The sequence below is a fragment of the Rhodobacter capsulatus SB 1003 genome (assembly GCF_000021865.1).
In the GTDB taxonomy this organism is placed as follows: domain Bacteria; phylum Pseudomonadota; class Alphaproteobacteria; order Rhodobacterales; family Rhodobacteraceae; genus Rhodobacter; species Rhodobacter capsulatus_B.
Genome location: NC_014034.1, coordinates 1,149,517 through 1,167,039, shown reverse-complemented (window position 1 = coordinate 1,167,039; position 17,523 = coordinate 1,149,517). Strand labels below are relative to the sequence as shown.

Genomic DNA, 17,523 nt, shown 5'->3' with positions numbered 1-17,523 from the left:
GGAAAGGCTCAATCCTCGCGCACGAAATGGCCGGGCGAGGCCTCGCGATAGCGCCGTTTCGGTGGCACGAAGCCCAGATCACGGATCGGGTTCATCAGTTCCGACGGCGGCTGGCTGCGGCGCAGATGGCGACGCGCCGGATCGGGGATCGCCACCGCGTCGATCAGCCGACGCGTATAGGGATGCAGCGGGTTTTCCATCACCGCCGCGCGCGGCCCGATTTCGACGATCTCGCCCTGATACATCACCGCGATGCGGTGGCTGATCCGTTCCACCACCGCGATATCATGCGAGATGAACAGAAAGGCGATGCCGGTGCGTTCCTGAATGTCGAGCAGCAGATTGACCACCTGCGCCTTGACCGAGACATCCAGCGCCGAGACCGATTCATCGGCGATGATCACCTTCGGGTCGAGCATCAGCGCGCGGGCAATGCAGAGCCGCTGCCGCTGCCCGCCGGAAAATTCATGCGGGAAGCGTTCCAGCATCGCCGGATCCAGCCCCACCTGCCCCATCAGCCGCGCGGCCTTGGCGCGGGCCTCGGCGGCGCTGCCCATGCAGTGTTCGAGGAACGGCTCGACCAGCGCCTCGCCGATCGTCATGCGCGGATTGAGACTGGCCAGCGGATCTTGCGGGATCATCTGGATCTCGCGCCGCTGCAGCCGCAACCGCCCGGGATCGAGCGCGAAAAGCTCGGTCTCGCCCAGCCGCACCGAGCCCGTGGACTGCCCGGCCGCCAGCCGGATGATCGCCCGGCCGGTGGTCGATTTCCCGCAACCGGATTCGCCCACCAGCGCCAGCGTTTCGGCCGGATGGATCGCGAAGGACAGGTTTTCCACCGCATGCACGCGGGCCACCCTGCGCCGCAACAGCCCGCCGCGCACATCGAACCGCGTCACCAGACCGCGCACCTGAAGCAGCGGCGCCGTGAGGTCGGGCTGGCGCGTCAGCGGCCTGCCCGGCGTGACCTGGCCCGTGGCCGTGTCGATCACCGGAAAGCGCAGCGGCACCGGCTCGCCCGCCATCGAACCGAGCGCCGGAACCGAGGCCAGAAGCGCGCGGGTATAGGGCTGGCGCGGGGCGCGGAACACCTGTTCGGTCGGGCCGTCCTCGACCACGTCGCCGCGCAGCATCACCACGGTGCGATCGGCCATTTCCGCCACCACCCCCATGTCATGCGTGACAAACAGCATCGCCATCCCGAATTCGGCCTGCAACTCCTTGAGAAGCGACAGGATTTCGCCCTGCACCGTGACATCGAGCGCGGTCGTCGGCTCATCGGCGATCAGCAGTTTCGGCCGCGAGGCCAGCGCCATCGCAATCATCACCCGCTGCCGCATTCCGCCCGAAAAGGCATGCGGATAATCGCCGAGCCTGCGCGCCGCATCGGGGATGCGCACCCGCTCCATCAGCGCCACCGCCGCCTTGCGCGCCTGCGCAAGCGGCATCGGCCGGTGGCAGGTCAGCGCCTCGATCAGCTGATCGCCGACGGTGTAGATCGGGTGCAGGCTGGTCATCGGCTCCTGAAAGATCATCGCGGCGCGCTGGCCGCGGATCTTCGCCACCATCTCGGCCTCGGACAGGGCAAGCACCTCGTGGCCGTCAAGGGTGATCCGCCCCTCGATGCGGCTGGTCGCCGGATCGAGCAGACGCATCAGCGCCAGCGAGGTGACGCTTTTGCCCGAGCCGGATTCGCCCACAAGCGCCACGGTTTCCCCCGCCGCCACATCGAGCGACAGGCCGTTGACCACCCGGGTCCAGCTTTTGCGCGCGCCCGCAAAGGAGACGCGCAGATCGCGCACGCTCAGGATCGGCGCGGCGGGGGAAAGATCGGTCATTTGCGCCGCATCCTCGGATCAATCAGAATGCACAGAAGGTCGACGACGGCATTGGCCAGCACCACGAAGAAGGAGGCATAAAGCACCGAGGCCATGATCATCGGCAGATCCAGCGCCTTGAGCGCCTGATAGGTCAGCCGCCCCACGCCGTTGAGACCGAAGACGACTTCGGTCAGCACCGCCGCCCCGCCGACCAGCACGCCGAAATCCATGCCGAACATGATGACGACGGGAATGATCGCGCTGCGGGTGGCGTGTTTGAGCAGCACCCGCCGCGCCGTCAGCCCCTTGGCGCGGGCGGTGCGGATGTAATCTTCCTGATAGGTTTCAAGAATGCCCGTGCGCAGCATCCGCCCGTAAAGCCCGATGTAAAGGAAGGCGAGCGTCAGCCAGGGAAAGACCAGCGCCAAGGCCCAGCGCAAGGGGCTTTCGGTGAAGGGCACGTAGCCGAGCGGCGGCACCCAGGAAAAGGCCCAGGTGTCGTGAAACCGGCTCTGGGTGATCAGGTTGACCATCTCGCCGACCCAGAAGACCGGCATGGCCACGGCCATCATCGAGACGCCCATCAGGATCTTGTCGGGCCACCGGTCCTTGGTCGCCGCGGCAAGGATGCCGGTGACCGCGCCCAGCACCATCCAGAGCACGGCGGCGCCTGCCACCAGCGACAGCGTCACCGGCGCGGCGGCGCGCAGCGCGGGCACGATCTTTTCGCCGCGGTTGACGAACGACGTCAAATCGCCGGTGATGAACATCTTGCGCATCATCACCCCGTATTGCACCCAGATCGGCCGATCGAGGCCGAAGTCGTGCCGCACCGCGATCACCGTTTCGGGCGCGGCATTGCGCCCGGCGATCCGCGCGGCCGGATCGGCGCCGGGGGTGGCGAAAAAGATCAGGAAGGTCAGGATGCTGATCCCCAGCATCACCACCGCCATCCGCGCAAGCCGCGCCAGAACTGCCGCCAGCATCAGCGCCCCCGCACGGATTTCGGATCAAGGATGTCGCGCAGCACATCCCCGAACAGGTTGAGCAGCATCACCGTCACCATGATCGCCAGCCCCGGCGCCATCGAGACGACGGGGCGGGAATAAAGCAGCGCCTGCCCGTCCTGCAGGATCGTGCCCCAGCTGGCATTGGGCGCCTGCACGCCGACCGACAGGAACGACAGCGCGCTTTCGGTGACGATGTTGAGCGCCATCAGCATCGGCGCAAAGACGATCAGCGTGGTGGCGACATTGGGCAGGATGTGACGCCACAGGATGCGCGAGGGCCGGATGCCAAGGCCGCGCGCCGCCAGCACGAATTCGCTGTTGGTGATGGCGATCACCCGGCCGCGGACCGGCCTTGCGACATAGGGCACATAGACCAGCCCGATGATCACGATCGGCACGATCAGGCTAGATGAGGACAGGTGGATCGGCCCGAAATCAAAGGTCTTTCCCAGCATCACGATCGACAGCGAGATCGCCAGAAGATAGACCGGAAAGGCCCAGATCATGTCGATCAGGTTCGACAGCACCGTGTCCACGACGCCCCCGGCATAGCCCGCCACAATGCCGACAAGCGCCGCGCAGACAAGGCACAGAAGCGTCGCGGCCCCGGCGATGAACAGCGAATTCTGCCCGCCATAGAGAAACCGCGCCGCCACGTCGCGGCCCTGCGCATCGGCGCCCAGGAAATATTGCGGCCCCCAGGTCGGGCCGATCGGCGTGACGCCCAGGCCCAGCCCCTCGGTCGAGCGCACCATCACCGGCGAGCGCTTGCCGTCGATCAGGATCTTCGCACTCAGCCCCGAGCGGAACGGATCGGTCTTGGCGACATATTTCGCATAGACCGGCGCAAGCGCCATTGCGAGAACGATCAGCAGGATGCCCAGCCCCGAAAGCACCGCGGTGGGGCTTGCGGCAAGGCCGGTCAGCGCGCGCCGCCAGGGGCCCGCGGGCGGCGGCAGATCGCCCCCGGCCGATGCGGCCGGGGACGGGGGGATAAGATCGGGTGTCATGTCCGGGGCGTCGCCGTCTTCACGTGTCATTGCACCCAGGCATTCGCGATCAGCCAGTGGTGCAGGCTGGAGAACTGGTAATTGCCCACCCGCGTGCTGAGCAGGTCCACCTGTTGCGGCGTGAAAAGCGGCAGCGCGGGCGATTGTTCCATCACCGCGCGGTCGATCTTGGCCCAGTCCTTGTCGGCCGCGACCGGATCGGTGGCGCCAAGCGCAATCGCCGCCTTCATCTGCGCGTCGATATCCTTGTCGCACAGGCCCGAAATGTTGATCGAGGCATCGGTGCCGGGATGGAAGGAGTCACAGCCGAAAAGCACGTTGAGGAAGTTCGAGGCGGCCGGATAATCGGCATACCATTGGCTGATCGAGAGCTGCACCTTGTTGTTGGTGTTCTGGATATAGGTGAACTGGATATCGCCCGAGATCGTCTGCACCGCGGCCTCGTAGCCCAGATCCGACAGCACCGATTGCAGATAGGTGCCGATCCCGCGCGAGGCGGCGTTGTCCTCGGTCACCACGGTGACCTTTTGCCCCTTGGTGCCGCTTTCCTCGACCAGCTGCAGCGCCTTGTCCATGTCCGGCGCGGTCCATTCGGTGCCGGGATCCAGGGTGTAAAGACACTGATCCTCGTGGCCGGGGAATTCCGGCGGCAGCACCTGACAGACGGGCTTGGCCAGCGCCGGGCCGCCAAAGACCGACACCAGCGCGTCACGGTCGATGGCATAGTTCAGCGCCTGACGCGCCTTCAGATTGTCGAAGGGCGGCAGGTTGACGTTCATCGGCGCATACCACCAGGCCGAAAGCGGCGAGAGATGGATCTGCCCGGGGGCCGAGGTGGAGAGTTCGGCCAGACGATCGGCGGGCGGCGTGTCGAACATCCAGTCGGCCTGCCCGTTCAGGATCGCGTTCACGGCGGCCTCTTCGGTGCCGCCGAAGGTGTAGACGATCTGATCGACATAGCCGTCGGGCTGCGCGTCCTTGCTCCATTCCTTGAAGGCCGGGTTGCGCACGATCACCATGGAATTGTTGGCGTCGTAGCTTTTCACCACATAGGCGCCGGTGCCCGGAATGGGGGTGTTGCCATTGTCCTTGGCCGGGGTTTCCGAGGGCAGGATCGCGGCATGCGGCACGGACAGCTTGAAGAGCAGTTCCGGATCGGCCGCCGTCAGGTTGATCGTCACCGTGCCCGCCGCCTCGTCGCCGATCACGCCGCCCGCAAGCGTGCAACTCGCCGGATCGGCCAGGCAGGCCTCGGCGCCGACGATGCCGTTGTAGAACGTGCCCGCGGTCGGACCCAGCACCTTGAAGATGCGCTGGAACGAGGCCACCACATCCGTCGCCGTCATGTCGGAACCATCGGCGAATTTGATCCCCTTGCGCAGGGTAAAGGTATAGGTCTTGCCGTCGTTCGAGATCACCGGCATCGCCGCGGCCAGATCGGGCACGATGTCCTTGCTGTCGGTGCCGCCCACCTTCTTGAAGCCCACGAGCCCGTCATAAAGGAAGGCGTAAAGCTGCCAGAACTGCGAGGTGTAGTTGATATGCGGGTCAAGGGTGCCCTGCGAGGACACCGAGACCAGCCGCAGCGTGCCGCCGCGATGCGCGTCCTCGGCCTGCGCCAGCGTCGGGCCCAGCGCCGCCAGAAGCGCGAGCATCGCAACGGGTCCGGCCCGGCGTGCCGTCCTTGCGGGGGGAAGCTTGGGGATCATGGTCTACTCCTTGCTGGATTTCCGGATGTCCGGGGCGGGCGCCCCGGCGCGGCAGAACGGGAAGTCGAATCGAGTCTCGCGGTGCCACTGTGCCAGACCCGCCGCAAAACGGGGCGGGTCGCAGCGGCAGATTGCTCGATTTTCGGGCTTTTCTTCACGCCTCGGCATCGTTTCTCTGATTTCGGGCGCATCGGTGCCTTCCCATCGGCCGATATTGTGGCAAGGTCCCGTCCTGCGTAACCTATCAAGATTGATAGTGGGCCGCTGGGGAGGAAGCACATGGCATCATCTGCCGCGCATCACGCGACACCCCGTCCCGGCCCGGAGGCCGCCGGGGCTTCCGGGCTCGGGCGGGAGGTGGACCGCTTCTTCGAGATCGCCCGCGGCTTTGGCGCCTCGGCGCTGATCTACGATTACACCCCCCGGCATCGGGAAACCGATGGCACGGTGACGGCGCCCGCGGTGATGATGGTGCGCAACCTTGATCCGGGGATGATCGACTACTGGTGCGGCCGCGGCTATGCCCATGTCGATCCGGTGCAGGCGGTGGCGGTGAATTCGGTCGCGCCCTTCGTCTGGAGCTATGACGCCGAGGCGGGCGATCTGAGCGCCAGCTTCCTGACCCGCAATTCCCGCCCGGTGGTCGAATTCATCTCGGCAAGCGGCTTCGTCAATGGCATCACCGTGCCGATCCACCTGCCCGGCGGCGGCTATGTCACGGTGAACGGGCTCTGGAACGGGCCCGGCCGGGCCTTTGCGGCCGTTGCGGCGCAGGTTCTGCCGGGCTTCGCGCTGATGGCGCAGGCGTTCCAGAACGACATCGGCGCCCCCGCGCCCGCCGATCCCGCACCGCCCCAGCCCCAGCCCCGGACCCCGGCGCTGAGCGCGCGGGAACGCGAATGTCTCGATCATGCCGCACAGGGCCGGTCCGCCAAGGAAACCTCGCGGCTGATCGAACGCTCGGTGCCGACGGTGGTGATGCATCTGAACGCGGCGGTGCGCAAGCTTGGCGCGCGCAACCGCAGCCATGCGGTGGCCGAGGCGGTCCGGCGCGGCCTGATCTGAGACCTCCTCTCATTCTTGATAGCTGCCCCGGGGCGCAGGCCTTCGCTAGGCTTGACCGGGCAGCACGGGAGGATGAGATGCAAGGACCGGACGGGACGGACATTCCGACGCGCGAAGGCAAGGCCGCCTTCGGCGCCTGGCAGACGTGGTATCGCGTCACCGGCGATCTGACGAATGGCAAGCTGCCGCTTGTGATCGCGCATGGCGGGCCGGGCTGCACGCATGATTACGTTGACAGTTTCAAGGGCATCACCGCGCTCGATGGCCGCGCGGTGATCCATTACGACCAGCTTGGCAACGGCAACTCGACGCATCTGCCCGAAAAGGGCCCCGCGTTCTGGACGGTGAAGCTGTTCCTGGCCGAACTCGACAACCTTCTCGCCCATCTCGGCATCGCCGATCGCTACGCCCTGCTTGGCCAGTCCTGGGGCGGCATGCTGGGCGGCGAACATGCGGTGCGCCGCCCGAAGGGGCTCAAGGCGATCATCTTCGCCAATTCGCTGGCCTCGATGCCGACCTGGGTGGCCGAGGCGAACCGGCTGCGCGCCGAATTGCCGCCCGAGGTGCAGGACACGCTCTTGCGCCACGAACGCGCCGGAACGCTGAGCGATCCCGACTATCTGGCGGCCTCGCGCGTGTTTTACCTGCGCCATGTCTGCCGCCTTGATCCCTGGCCGCCCGAGGTGACGCGCACCTTCGCGCTGATGGAGCGCGACAGCACCGTCTACAACGCGATGAACGGGCCCACGGAATTCCACGTCATCGGCACGATGAAGGATTGGACGATCGAAGACCGCCTGCCGCTGATCAACGTGCCCGCCCTGGTGATCTCGGGCAGATACGACGAGGCGACGCCGCTGGTGACGAAGCCGCTGGTCGAAAACATCCCGGATGTCCGCTGGGTGCTGTTCGAGCACTCCTCGCACATGCCGCATGTCGAGGAAAAGGATCTCTGCCTTGCCACGGTGTCGGACTTCCTGAAGCTCTGCGACGGCTGACCCTCCCCCATCGGGCGGGGCCGCGGCTTGCCCCGGGCACGCCCGGCCGGGCGGTCAGGTCACCGGCGCTGCCCGGCAGTCTCGCGGATCATCTCCACCAGACGCGGCCCCCAGACCTGAAGGCTGTAGCCCTGCTCGACCTTCTGCCGCCCGGCCGCCCCCATGCGGCGGCGCAGCCCGGGATCGGCGGCAAGCCGGTCAAGGGCCGCGCGCCATTCCGCCTCGGTCGTGGCCAGAAAGCCGTTTTCGCCCGGGCTAACGAGGTCGCGGTTCACCCCCACCGGCGAGGCGACCACCGGCAGCCCGCAGGCCATGTATTGAATGAGCTTGTAGCCGCATTTCCCCCGCTCCCACGGCGTGTCGGGCAGGGGCATCAGGCCGATGTCCATCTGGCAGATCAGCTCCGCCTCGGTGTCTTCGCTCCAGGCCCTGAAATCGAAACACCCCTGCGCCCCCGGCGGCTCGCCCGCGCCGACCGCCAGGATCGTCGCATCATGCTGCTGCGCAAGCGCGGCCAGAAGCGGGCGCATCGGCTCCATGTATTTGGCCCAGGTGCCCGGCGTGCCGATCCAGCCGATCACCAGCCGGCTGCCCGGCGGCTTCGGCGCCGGAACCCGGTAGTGATCCAGATCGACGACGGTCGGCACGATCTCGATGCGCGCCGCCCCCGCCGCCGCCGCCCGTTCGGCCAGATAGCGGTTGCCCGCCGTCACCAGCGCCGAATGCGCCATCACCCCGTCGATCTTGCGCCCCAGAAGACGCCGCACCAGCGGGTTGCGGTGCTGATCGTAGCGGTGAAAGACCGCGTCGTCGTGATCGCTGATCACCGGCACGCCGCGCGGCAGAAACAGCCGCTCCAGCGGCCAGGGGAACCACGGCAGCGCCTCTTTCTCGACCCAGATCACATCCGCCCGCCGCGCCGCGCCGCAATGCGCCAGCCTGCGCCAGAGGAAACGGCCCAGACCGCCCTTGTCCCGCTTTCCGGCGTAAAGCGCGCGCAGATAGGCATCGTCGAAGAAGGGCGCCAGCGTCACCTCGACCCCGGCGCGTTCCAGATGGGGAAGGTATTGCATCGTGCGCAACCGGCTTGACGCGCCCATCCGGCTGTAGCGCGACAGGATCGTGACCCGCAGCGCCGTGGCGGCGCCGCGCTGTCCGGCCCCGAAGGGCGCGCGCAGCGCCCAGCCCCACAGCATGGCATAGCCCCGCCCCAGATCGCCGATCTCGTCAAAGCGGCGCTTGGCCAGCAGCAGGCCCAGCCGCGTCACGGGTTCGATGCCCAGCGTTGCCGCCGCCACCGCCCAGGCCCCCGGCGCCGAGAAATGCTTGAACGCATATTGCACCCGACTGCGCAGCGAATAGAACAGCCGATGCGCCTTGACCTGCGCCGAGACGCCGCCGCCCGCGTGACAAGCCTGCGCCTCGGTCAGGAAATATGACCGATACCCGGCCTGCCGCGCCCGCAGCGAGAGATCCAGATCCTCAAGATAGACGAAGAACCGCTCGTCGAAGCCCTGCAGCTGTTCAAACAGCGGCCGCCGGATCAGATAGAAGGCGCCGATCACATGCGGAACCTCGCGGCTTGTGGCGTGATCCCAGTCATGCATATGCGTGCCCAGCGCCGGGAAAAGCCGCTTCAGGCCAAGGCTTGTGGCCACCAGACCGGGCGGCGTCGGAAACCGCGCGCAACTGCGCTGCACCGTGCCATCGGCATCGGTCAGCGCGATGCCGACGATCCCCACCCGGTCGTTTTCCGGCCGCGCCATGAAGTCGAGCGGAACCGAGAGCGACCCCGGTTGCAGCCAGGCATCGGGATTGAGAAACAGCACGAAGGGGCTTTGCCCCCGCGCGGCGCCCAGATTGCAGGCCTTGCCAAACCCGAGGTTCTGCCCGGTTTCCAACAGATCCACATCCTCCGCCCCGGCCAGAAAATCGGTGGAACCGTCCTGCGAGCCGTTGTCGACGACGATGCAGCGCCCGACCCGGCCCGCGCCATGGGCCCGGATGCTCTCGATGCAGGCCTGCAGCTGCGCGCCGGAGTTCCAGTTGACGATGACGATATCGGTTTTCATGGTATTTTTTGACCCGTCTTGGCGCAGTTGATAAAATAGGTGCACGGCAAAACAAACATCCACTGGAACACAACAGCCTCGACATAGGGGTTCGTATTCATGACGAACAACGAGGAGATCAAGCCGCCCAGCATGTATTTCTCGTATTTATCGAGACCGCGCCGCCGCGCCTTTTGCACAGCAGCCCACAGCGCAAAAATAAACGGAAGACAATAGATGATCGTTCCGGCAAGACCAACTCTCAACAGGGTGGCGGCACCAACGACTTCATATCTCCAGGGGTATTTTTCGCTTACTGTAAACTCGACCCCAATTCCGTGACCAGCACCAAAAAAATAATAGTCAGCGGCACCACTAATAAGACTTGGCAGATAATCTTGCCTTCCCGCACCCCCGCCGGAGGTTATTTTCTCGATCAATTCATTCACGGAAACGAAAATATCAATGCCATAGAGTTCAGAAAGAAAATATCCACCGACCATGGGGCCAAGGATGATCGCAACAATGCCGAAAAACAACGAACGCGACACACGAAACGAAAGGCCAATTGAGGACACAAAATATATGAACGCTCCGATTCCCACCGCAAGGATCACTGCGCTTCGACCAGATGTGACGGCCGAAACAAAAGAAGCGACGATCAAAACCAGTCTGACTGACTTCAGCTTCAAGACATCTGGAGAGGCGAAAAGTCCCGCGTAAAGAAAAGTCATTGAGCCAAAAACAAACATGACGGCTGCGACTTGATTGTTTGAAAAATCAAGGTTTGGCACTCCGGCCATATAGGTCAGAATAGCTGAAAACCGCCCCGAAGGAAAAGCCCAGTAATAAAAAGCCTGAGACGCGATTGCCACGGAGGTCAAAAAAAGCAAAAAAACAACAATACGAGCCAACCCGAAGGTGGCGAGCGCACCATTCAAGGAAATAATCCAAAGCAGAGGACTCAGTATGTAGATAATCAGAACTTGACTTCCGGCCTCAAGGGGCGCTCCCCTAGCCATTCCGACAAGGATATAAAGCAATGACGTTCCGGCGATCGCAAGCCATATCGCAAGCAATCTGAAATTAATGGGATAACGCTTCCAGAATACATAATATGCTGCCGTAAGCAGCAGAAACATCACGGCAATTTCCTTCAACGCATTCGGCAGGATAACCGTCAGCGTCGACAAGCCAAGCCAGAGACACAACTCGATCGGATTTGTTCGCACTTGGGGGCGGCGGGAACATTCGGAGATAAAATCCCGAGAAACCTCATGCATTCTCTACCGCTCCAGTTTCTGGCTCAGCCCGATGCCGCCATAGACAAGGGCGACGGCGATCAGGCTCAGGATCACCACGTAAAACGCCTCGAACCCGGCCAGCCGGATCAGCCCGAAGGTGCTTGCGTAAAAGCCCGCCACCCCCAGCGCCATCAGCGCCGCCATCTGCGTTGTCCGCTGCGTCATCTCGAAGGGCTTGTGCGCGATCGACATGCCGTGCCAGCCGAAACTGGCCAGCGTGATCAGCGCCACCCCGATCATCCCGCCGGGCAGCGCCGCCGCGTCAATCCGAAACAGGTTGATCCCGCCCAGAAGCACCGCCACCGCCGTTGCGCCCAGACCGGTATAGACCAGCAGCGTGAACCGCAGGGTGCGCCGGGTCTCGGCCACCTCGCCCGCGTCGAATTGCGCCGACAGCAGCGGAAAGGCCCACATCATCAGCGCCGCATTGGCCAGCGCGAAGCCGCGATAGGTCAGGTCCGCCACCGCGGTATAGGCGCCAAAGGCATGTTCGGGCATGGCCTGCATCAGGATCGTCTTGGCGCTGACCATCGGCAGCCCCGCCATCATGAGCCAGGCCGCCGATTTCGCGCCATAAGACAGGGTCCGGACAAGCCACTCGCGTGAGGGCAGCGCCAGCCGGGGCCGCCCCGCCAGCAGCAGGATCGGCAGCAGGTTCGACACCGCAAGGCCAAGGACGACATCCTCGGTCCGCAGCGGCAGCCCGCGCAGCAGCGGCAGCGCCAGCACGACCAGGATCGACAGGATGCGCAGCGCCTCGAAGCTGGCCAGACGCATCACCCGCTGGCTCAGGACGAAATCGACGCCGACCGAGGAGCCAAGCACCGTGCCAAAGGAAAAGGCCGCAAAACCAAGGGCAAAGCTCGTCGAAACGCCAAGATGCAGGAAGATCCCGCCGCTCAGCGCCGCGGCCGCAAGCGCCGCCACCAGGGCGAAGCCGGTGAACAGCTCGCGCTCCTCGGGGCGATGCGGCAGGTAGCGGAACATCGGCTGCGTCACGATCGCGGCCACCGTATTGGCCACCAGCGCCGCATAGCCAAGCCAGGTCGAATAGACCCCGTAGGCGGCCGGACCAAGCGTGACCAGCAGCCAGGGGATCAGCGCAAAGTTGAACAGACCCGGGACCACCCGGATCATTCCAAATCGCACGATCTTCAAAAGCGCCGCAGAACCGGACACGATCCCTCATCCCCCGTATAGTCTGGCGCGGGCACGGACCCGCCCTGCCCCGCCCTTCGCGCGCCGAGAGGCCCCCCCGCCGCGGGCATCACCGCCCCGGACCCGTTTCGGCGGCGAGGCCGCGCGGATGCTTGCGGCCTTCCGCGCGGTTCCCGCCCTTCAAGAAGGCCGCAGGATCTGCCCGCCGCCCGGTCATTTCTTGTAATACCCGCGATACCAGTCGACGAACCGGGCGATGCCCTCGCGGAAATCAGTCTGCGGCCGGTAGCCGGTCAGGCTGTGCAGCAGCGTCGCATCGGCAAAGGTCGCGGGCACATCACCCTTTTGCATCGGCAGGTAATTGCGGAGCGCCGTCTTGCCCAGACAGGCCTCGATCGCCTCGACGAAATCCAGCAGCCGCACCTTGTCGGAATTGCCGATATTGACGATGCGGAACGGCGCCACCGGCGACAGGCTGTCGCCCGCGGGCACGATACCATCCTCGGGCCGCACCGGCACCGCATCGATCAGAAGCCGGATCCCGCGCACGAGGTCGTCGATATAGGTGAAGTCGCGATACATCTCGCCGTGGTTGTAAATGTCGATCGGCCGGTCATCGAGGATCGCATCGACGAATTTGTAAAGCGCCAGATCCGGCCGCCCCCAGGGCCCGTAAACGGTGAAGAAGCGGAACATCGTCACCGGCAGGTTCCACAGATGCGCATAGGCATGGGCCATGCTTTCATTGGCCTTTTTCGTCGCCGCATAGATCGTCAGCTGGGTGTCGGCCTTGTCGGTCTCGGCAAAGGGCATCTTCGGGTTGGCGCCGTAAACCGAGGAGGTCGAGGCGATCAGCAGATGTTTCACCTGCAGCCGCCGCGCCGCCTCGATCACGGAGAAGGTGCCGATCACGTTGCTGTCGAGATAGGCGCGCGGATTTTCCAGGCTGTAGCGGACCCCGGCCTGGGCGGCCAGATGCACGATCACCTCGGGGCGGAAGGCGTCGGCCACGGCATCGAAGCGGGGCTGATCTTCCAGCATCGCCTCGGTCGCGGTGAAATTCGGATGCGCGCGCAAGATCGCATGCCGGTCATGCTTGAGCGCGACATCGTAATAATCCGTCATCCCGTCATAGCCCTGCACCCGCCAGCCCTCGGCCAGAAGCTGCCGGGCCAGGTGAAAGCCGATGAAACCGGCGGTCCCGGTCAGCAAAATCCTGCGGCCGGCCCCGGTTTTCGGATCCGTCAAAGGCGCATTCTCCTGATGCGGCACGGTCATTCCTTTTCGATCCCGTCGGCGCGACGCGGGTATCCTTTTTGGGGACCCGAGGTGATCCCGGCCCGCTTTTCGTCCCACATACGGCGCACCAGCCGGAAATACTGCTGTGCCACGACGGACCAGGCATATCGCCGATCGGCAATTTCCTTCATCGCCCCCGCGCCGCAGCCGCGGGTTCCCGCGCGCAGCGCATCGATCAAGGCCCCAAGGTCATCGCAGTTCTGGAAAAACAACGCGCCATTTTCCGTCGTCGCCCGGTTGAAACCGCAGTCGAAGGCCAGGATGTCTTCGTGAAACTGCATGGCCTCGACCAGCGAGGGATTGGTGCCGCCCGCGGAATGGCCATGCACGTAAAACCGCGCCTGCTCTCTGATCGCCTTGAGCTGGCCCAGATCATAAATCGGATCCAGCAAGAAAAGATGCCGCAGAGTTCCGAACCTGTCGCGCAGCGCGCGCCCATAATCGCTGGCCGCCCAATTGCCGATCAGCACCAGCGGCACCCCCGGCCTTTGCGCAAAGGCTTCGAGGATCATGCGGACATTGTTTTCCGGCTCGATCCGGCAAATCGACAGCGCATAGCCCGCGGGCAAATCCGCAAGACGGGCGGGATCGGCTTCGGGCGCCAGCGCATGATCGCCGCCATAGGCGATGGTTTCGCAGTCCACCCCGTAGCTTTCGCGGATATGCGCCGCGATATGGTCGTTGTCGGCAATCACCGCATGCGAATGCCGGGCCGCCAGCCGTTCCGAAAGCCGCAGGATCCAGCGCGAAAGACCGCGCCATTTTTCGCGCTTCCATTCGATGCCATCGACATTGGTCACGATCCTGGCCCCGCCAAGACGGCGAAACAGCGGAATTGCCACCGCCCCCGAAACCCCGAGCACCAGCACCACATCGACGCGCGACAAGACCGCCCAGGCCAGGGACAGGATGTCATAGGGAATGCTTTGCGCGCCATTGGCGTTCAGCGGCAGATAGCGCAGCTTCGCGCCGTGGAAACTGGCCGCGCGCTGCGGATAGGCGCGTGCGCTGCAATAGATCGTCAGCTCCATGTCCGGCGCCAGGCCCGGCGCAAGGGTGGCAAGATTTTCCACCAGCGTCTCGAAACCGCCATAGCGACCGGGAACCCCGACCGATCCGATGATCGCCAGCCGCAAGCGCCGCGTCGATCTGCTGCCGGATGTGCCCATGCCCGCCCCCTCAGCCCTGCGCCGCTTCGGGCGCGGGCAGGCCGTAAAGCCCGAAGGTCAGGGCGTTCAACCGGCGCACGTCGAACCGGTCTTCGCACAATTGGCGGGACCGTGGCCGCGCCGTCTCTCTGAAATCCGCGTCGATCCGTTCCAGCGCCGAAACAACCGAGGCGGCATCGCGCGTGCCGCACAAAAACCCGTTCCAGCCGTCGATCAGCGTTTCCCGGCAGCCGGGCATGTCGGTGGTGACCAGGCATTTCCCCAGCGCCAGCGCCTCGATCAGCGATCTCGGGACGCCCTCGCGGTAGTAGGACGGCAGCACGACGACATCCGCGGCGGTCATGTAGTCGCGGGCGTTGATCTTGTAGCCAAGGTAATGGACCCCCTGCGCAAGCGCATTGGCCCTGACCTCCTCGGCACTCAGCGCGCCGGAGGCCTCGGTGTCGATCAACCCGATATGGACGAAGGCGAAGCGACCGGGGAAGCGTTCCGACAGGGTCCGGGCCGCCGCATAGAATTCCTTGAACCCCTTTTCCGGAACGCCGCGCGCCGGAAACAAGGCGATGATCCGGTTCGACATGTCCTGGCCGGTCTCTTGCGCCAGTTGCTGCCGGGCCTCGGCCACGGATCGCGCGTCCGGCAGCGCATATTCCGCCAGATCGATCCCCGAGCCATAGGTCAGAACCGCCTGTTTCCGGCGGACGGCGCGCAGCGACACCATCTCTTGCAGATCGTCGGGGTTCTGAAACAGCACCGGCTGATCGGGCCGCAGCAACAGCCGATACTGCCAGACCAGCAGGGTCTTCAGCAGCCGTGTCTTCGCATCGCCGCGCACGAAAAGCGTTCCAAGCCCGGTGACGGTCGCCACGATCTTCGAACCCCCGGCCAGACGCGCGGCCAGGCTGCCAAAGATCACCGCCTTGTGGGTGAAGCAGTGCACCACATCGGGGCGTTCCTGCCGCAAGAGCCGCAGCAGATCGCGCAGCAGGCCAAGATTGCGCAGCGGCGCGGCGGAGTGGCGGGAAAATTCGACGACGATCGGCCGCGCCCCCATCGCCCGCAAAGTGTCGATATAGCCGCCCGATCCGCTGATCGTGACGACCTCATGCCCCGCCGCCACCAGCGCACGGATCAGGGGGGCGCGGAAATTGGCAAGCGCGCCGTCGGTGTTGCAGACCAGAACCACTTTCATCCGGACACCCTGCCGGAAGCGCCCTCACCCGGAACGGGGGTGTCTTCAGGCCCGCGGCAAGGGGCGTGCAGCGCCGATTGTTCCGAAATGGACATCAAATTCCCACCACATGCATAATTTTCAGCCGATCCGAGAAGGATATACCAAAGTGCTCGCAAACGCCGAAACCGGGGCAAGAGAAACCCCGCCCACGCCCCGATACAGCCAGAAGGCGAGCGGAATCAATTCACTCGCCATTTAGCACTTGTGCCCCGGCAAAACAAGGCAGCATCCATGACGGATCCGCCGCAGGGCCCGGCCTTGCGACCGGGCCCTGCTGTGCAAGACACCCGCGCGCCGGGGCCTCCCGCCGCGGCCAGCCGGTCGCTCTGCCAGAACCGCAAGGGGCGTTTGCGCAACGCCCCGCTCGATCCGGTCAGAGCGCCCCGGCCGGAAAAAGGCTGAGCAGGTAGAGGCTTCCGGCGCCGATCGTCAGCGCCCCGCCCGGATGCGCGACCCCCTTGGTGACGGCCGTTCCCGCGGCATCGACCCGGCGGAGATCATAGCTTCCCGCCGCCACCGCCACGCTGGCCAGATCCGCCGCCCGGGTCACCGCCGCGGCCTCGGTCGGAATGACCGAACTGACCGCGGCGCCGGCCTCCAGCTGCGCGCCCCAAAGATAAAGCCCCGAGGCGCCATCCCCCGGGTAAGAGGTCGCGCCATTCGCACTGGCAACGCTCGGGTAAAAGTTGAAATTGCCGCTCGCCGCCTGCGTCTGCGTCACGCTGCAGCGATACCAGCCATTCCCCGCCGCCACGATCTGCGCCACATGCCCCGCCGCGCCCTGCGACACCACCCCGAGCGTCCCCGTCTGCAGGTCGAAATAGGTGGTGCGGAAGGCATTCGCGCTGTCGGCGGTCACCAGGGCAAACCACCGACGCTCGGCCGCCTTGACGAAGATCGAGGCGGTCACGGAGGTCCCCGCCGCGATCTGCGTCCCGGTGCGGGCGACGAAATGGCTGTTGTTGCTGGTATCTTCGACAAGCTTGTCGGCCGTCATCGTGCCATTCGGGGCCAGCGCGGCATTTGCCAGCACGCTGGCCCGGGTTTTGCCCCAGGAGGCGGCCTCGAACTGCGCGCTGTTGGGCAGCAGGTTGGTCGCGGATGCCTCAAGCAGCAGCGCCCGCTTACCGGTGCTGTAATCATAGCGGGGCGTATCGGCGGGGGCCGTCTGAACGGCCCGCAGCGCATCGGCATAGGTCGCACTCGTGGCCCGTGTCAGGGCAAGCGGATGCGACAGGAAATGCCGTTCGAAATCAAGCACCGCGACGGGGGCGACACCATTCACGGCATATCGCCGGAGGGCCGGACCGCCATTGGCGGCAAGCCCGAGGCCAAGACCAAGCGCGATCATTCCCACCCCACCGCAGTCGCCGTCGTCCCGGTCGCCAGCACGCGCACCGGACGCACCGGCAGGATTTCCCCGGCGAAGACGGTATAGGTCACGGTGATGCCGGTCTCGTCGCGCAGCACAAGCGTCCCCCCGGTCTGAACCCGCAGCGCCCGCGGCCGCCGCGCCAGATCGGTGCTATCGCTGGGCGTGATCTCGTAATGCCGGACGGCGGGGCTTTCGAGCGAAACCGCATGCTTTGCAAAGACGTCCATATGTCTCTCCTTCGAGTTTGCCGATTGACGGCTCAGACCGCGCAGGAGAATGGCGGGAAAAGGAAACTGCGATCCAAACGGACCGTTCGCAGCG

14 protein-coding genes are annotated in these 17,523 nt (G+C 65.1%); 2 read left to right on the top strand and 12 right to left on the bottom strand.

All coding sequences use genetic code 11. The features are described 5' to 3' along the window. Window positions 1-8: 8 nt before the first annotated feature. From RCAP_RS05465 to RCAP_RS05450, 4 genes are read right to left on the bottom strand one after another with little or no spacing between them, the layout of a single operon-like run. Complete coding sequence (locus RCAP_RS05465; protein WP_013066831.1) at window positions 9-1,838, bottom strand: ABC transporter ATP-binding protein; 1,830 nt, start codon at window positions 1,836-1,838, stop codon at window positions 9-11. After that, complete coding sequence (locus RCAP_RS05460) at window positions 1,835-2,806, bottom strand: ABC transporter permease (protein WP_013066830.1); 972 nt, start codon at window positions 2,804-2,806, stop codon at window positions 1,835-1,837. The genes RCAP_RS05465 and RCAP_RS05460 overlap by 4 nt, the downstream gene beginning before the upstream one ends. Continuing rightward, entirely contained in the window at window positions 2,806-3,840 is a 1,035-nt protein-coding gene (locus tag RCAP_RS05455) for an ABC transporter permease (RefSeq protein ID WP_115503929.1), read from the bottom strand. Before RCAP_RS05455 ends, RCAP_RS05460 begins: the two co-directional genes overlap by 1 nt. A gap of 26 nt (window positions 3,841-3,866) precedes the next feature. After that, the gene (locus RCAP_RS05450; RefSeq protein WP_013066828.1) at window positions 3,867-5,549 is read right to left on the bottom strand and encodes an ABC transporter substrate-binding protein; all 1,683 of its coding nucleotides are present in this window, start codon (window positions 5,547-5,549) and stop codon (window positions 3,867-3,869) included. A 279-nt stretch (window positions 5,550-5,828) separates the two neighbouring features. Here RCAP_RS05450 and RCAP_RS05445 point away from each other — a divergent pair, with 279 nt between their 5' ends. Then, window positions 5,829-6,614: a helix-turn-helix transcriptional regulator gene (locus RCAP_RS05445; protein WP_013066827.1), complete on the top strand. Its 786-nt coding sequence runs from the start codon at window positions 5,829-5,831 to the stop codon at window positions 6,612-6,614. A gap of 77 nt (window positions 6,615-6,691) precedes the next feature. Further along, complete coding sequence (locus RCAP_RS05440; protein ID WP_013066826.1) at window positions 6,692-7,612, top strand: proline iminopeptidase-family hydrolase; 921 nt, start codon at window positions 6,692-6,694, stop codon at window positions 7,610-7,612. A 59-nt stretch (window positions 7,613-7,671) separates the two neighbouring features. Here RCAP_RS05440 and RCAP_RS19785 read toward each other — a convergent pair whose 3' ends face one another. The 8 genes from RCAP_RS19785 to RCAP_RS05400 all read right to left on the bottom strand — a co-directional run bounded on the left by RCAP_RS19785 (window position 7,672) and on the right by RCAP_RS05400 (window position 17,429). Next, window positions 7,672-9,684, bottom strand: coding sequence for a glycosyltransferase (locus RCAP_RS19785; protein WP_013066825.1), 2,013 nt, complete (start codon window positions 9,682-9,684; stop codon window positions 7,672-7,674). After that, the gene (locus RCAP_RS05430) at window positions 9,681-10,946 is read right to left on the bottom strand and encodes a hypothetical protein (RefSeq protein WP_148214844.1); all 1,266 of its coding nucleotides are present in this window, start codon (window positions 10,944-10,946) and stop codon (window positions 9,681-9,683) included. Before RCAP_RS05430 ends, RCAP_RS19785 begins: the two co-directional genes overlap by 4 nt. A 3-nt stretch (window positions 10,947-10,949) precedes the next feature. After that, on the bottom strand, window positions 10,950-12,104 hold the full coding sequence (locus RCAP_RS05425; protein ID WP_023911157.1) for a hypothetical protein: 1,155 nt from the start codon (window positions 12,102-12,104) through the stop codon (window positions 10,950-10,952). Window positions 12,105-12,338: 234 nt separating this feature from the next. Continuing rightward, window positions 12,339-13,403, bottom strand: coding sequence for an NAD-dependent epimerase/dehydratase family protein (locus RCAP_RS05420; RefSeq protein WP_013066822.1), 1,065 nt, complete (start codon window positions 13,401-13,403; stop codon window positions 12,339-12,341). After that, window positions 13,400-14,593, bottom strand: coding sequence for a DUF1972 domain-containing protein (locus RCAP_RS05415; RefSeq protein WP_013066821.1), 1,194 nt, complete (start codon window positions 14,591-14,593; stop codon window positions 13,400-13,402). Before RCAP_RS05415 ends, RCAP_RS05420 begins: the two co-directional genes overlap by 4 nt. 10 nt (window positions 14,594-14,603) lie before the next feature. Then, window positions 14,604-15,785: a glycosyltransferase family 4 protein gene (locus RCAP_RS05410; protein ID WP_013066820.1), complete on the bottom strand. Its 1,182-nt coding sequence runs from the start codon at window positions 15,783-15,785 to the stop codon at window positions 14,604-14,606. A gap of 415 nt (window positions 15,786-16,200) precedes the next feature. Next, window positions 16,201-17,178 (bottom strand): phage head spike fiber domain-containing protein, encoded by a 978-nt coding sequence (locus RCAP_RS05405; protein WP_013066819.1) that lies wholly within the window; start codon window positions 17,176-17,178, stop codon window positions 16,201-16,203. Next, window positions 17,175-17,429, bottom strand: coding sequence for a spike base protein, RCAP_Rcc01079 family (locus RCAP_RS05400; protein WP_013066818.1), 255 nt, complete (start codon window positions 17,427-17,429; stop codon window positions 17,175-17,177). Before RCAP_RS05400 ends, RCAP_RS05405 begins: the two co-directional genes overlap by 4 nt. Window positions 17,430-17,523: the final 94 nt, after the last annotated feature.

Coding starts and splice junctions, on each gene's coding strand:
- RCAP_RS05425 (WP_023911157.1), bottom strand. CDS start 12,104: ATGATCCGGGTGGTCCCGGGTCTGTTCAACTTTGCGCTGATCCCCTGG.
- RCAP_RS05450 (WP_013066828.1), bottom strand. CDS start 5,549: ATGATCCCCAAGCTTCCCCCCGCAAGGACGGCACGCCGGGCCGGACCC.
- RCAP_RS05415 (WP_013066821.1), bottom strand. CDS start 14,593: ATGGGCACATCCGGCAGCAGATCGACGCGGCGCTTGCGGCTGGCGATC.
- RCAP_RS19785 (WP_013066825.1), bottom strand. CDS start 9,684: ATGAAAACCGATATCGTCATCGTCAACTGGAACTCCGGCGCGCAGCTG.
- RCAP_RS05410 (WP_013066820.1), bottom strand. CDS start 15,785: ATGAAAGTGGTTCTGGTCTGCAACACCGACGGCGCGCTTGCCAATTTC.
- RCAP_RS05455 (WP_115503929.1), bottom strand. CDS start 3,840: ATGACACCCGATCTTATCCCCCCGTCCCCGGCCGCATCGGCCGGGGGC.
- RCAP_RS05465 (WP_013066831.1), bottom strand. CDS start 1,838: ATGACCGATCTTTCCCCCGCCGCGCCGATCCTGAGCGTGCGCGATCTG.
- RCAP_RS05405 (WP_013066819.1), bottom strand. CDS start 17,178: ATGATCGCGCTTGGTCTTGGCCTCGGGCTTGCCGCCAATGGCGGTCCG.
- RCAP_RS05445 (WP_013066827.1), top strand. CDS start 5,829: ATGGCATCATCTGCCGCGCATCACGCGACACCCCGTCCCGGCCCGGAG.
- RCAP_RS05430 (WP_148214844.1), bottom strand. CDS start 10,946: ATGCATGAGGTTTCTCGGGATTTTATCTCCGAATGTTCCCGCCGCCCC.
- RCAP_RS05460 (WP_013066830.1), bottom strand. CDS start 2,806: ATGCTGGCGGCAGTTCTGGCGCGGCTTGCGCGGATGGCGGTGGTGATG.
- RCAP_RS05420 (WP_013066822.1), bottom strand. CDS start 13,403: ATGACCGTGCCGCATCAGGAGAATGCGCCTTTGACGGATCCGAAAACC.
- RCAP_RS05440 (WP_013066826.1), top strand. CDS start 6,692: ATGCAAGGACCGGACGGGACGGACATTCCGACGCGCGAAGGCAAGGCC.
- RCAP_RS05400 (WP_013066818.1), bottom strand. CDS start 17,429: ATGGACGTCTTTGCAAAGCATGCGGTTTCGCTCGAAAGCCCCGCCGTC.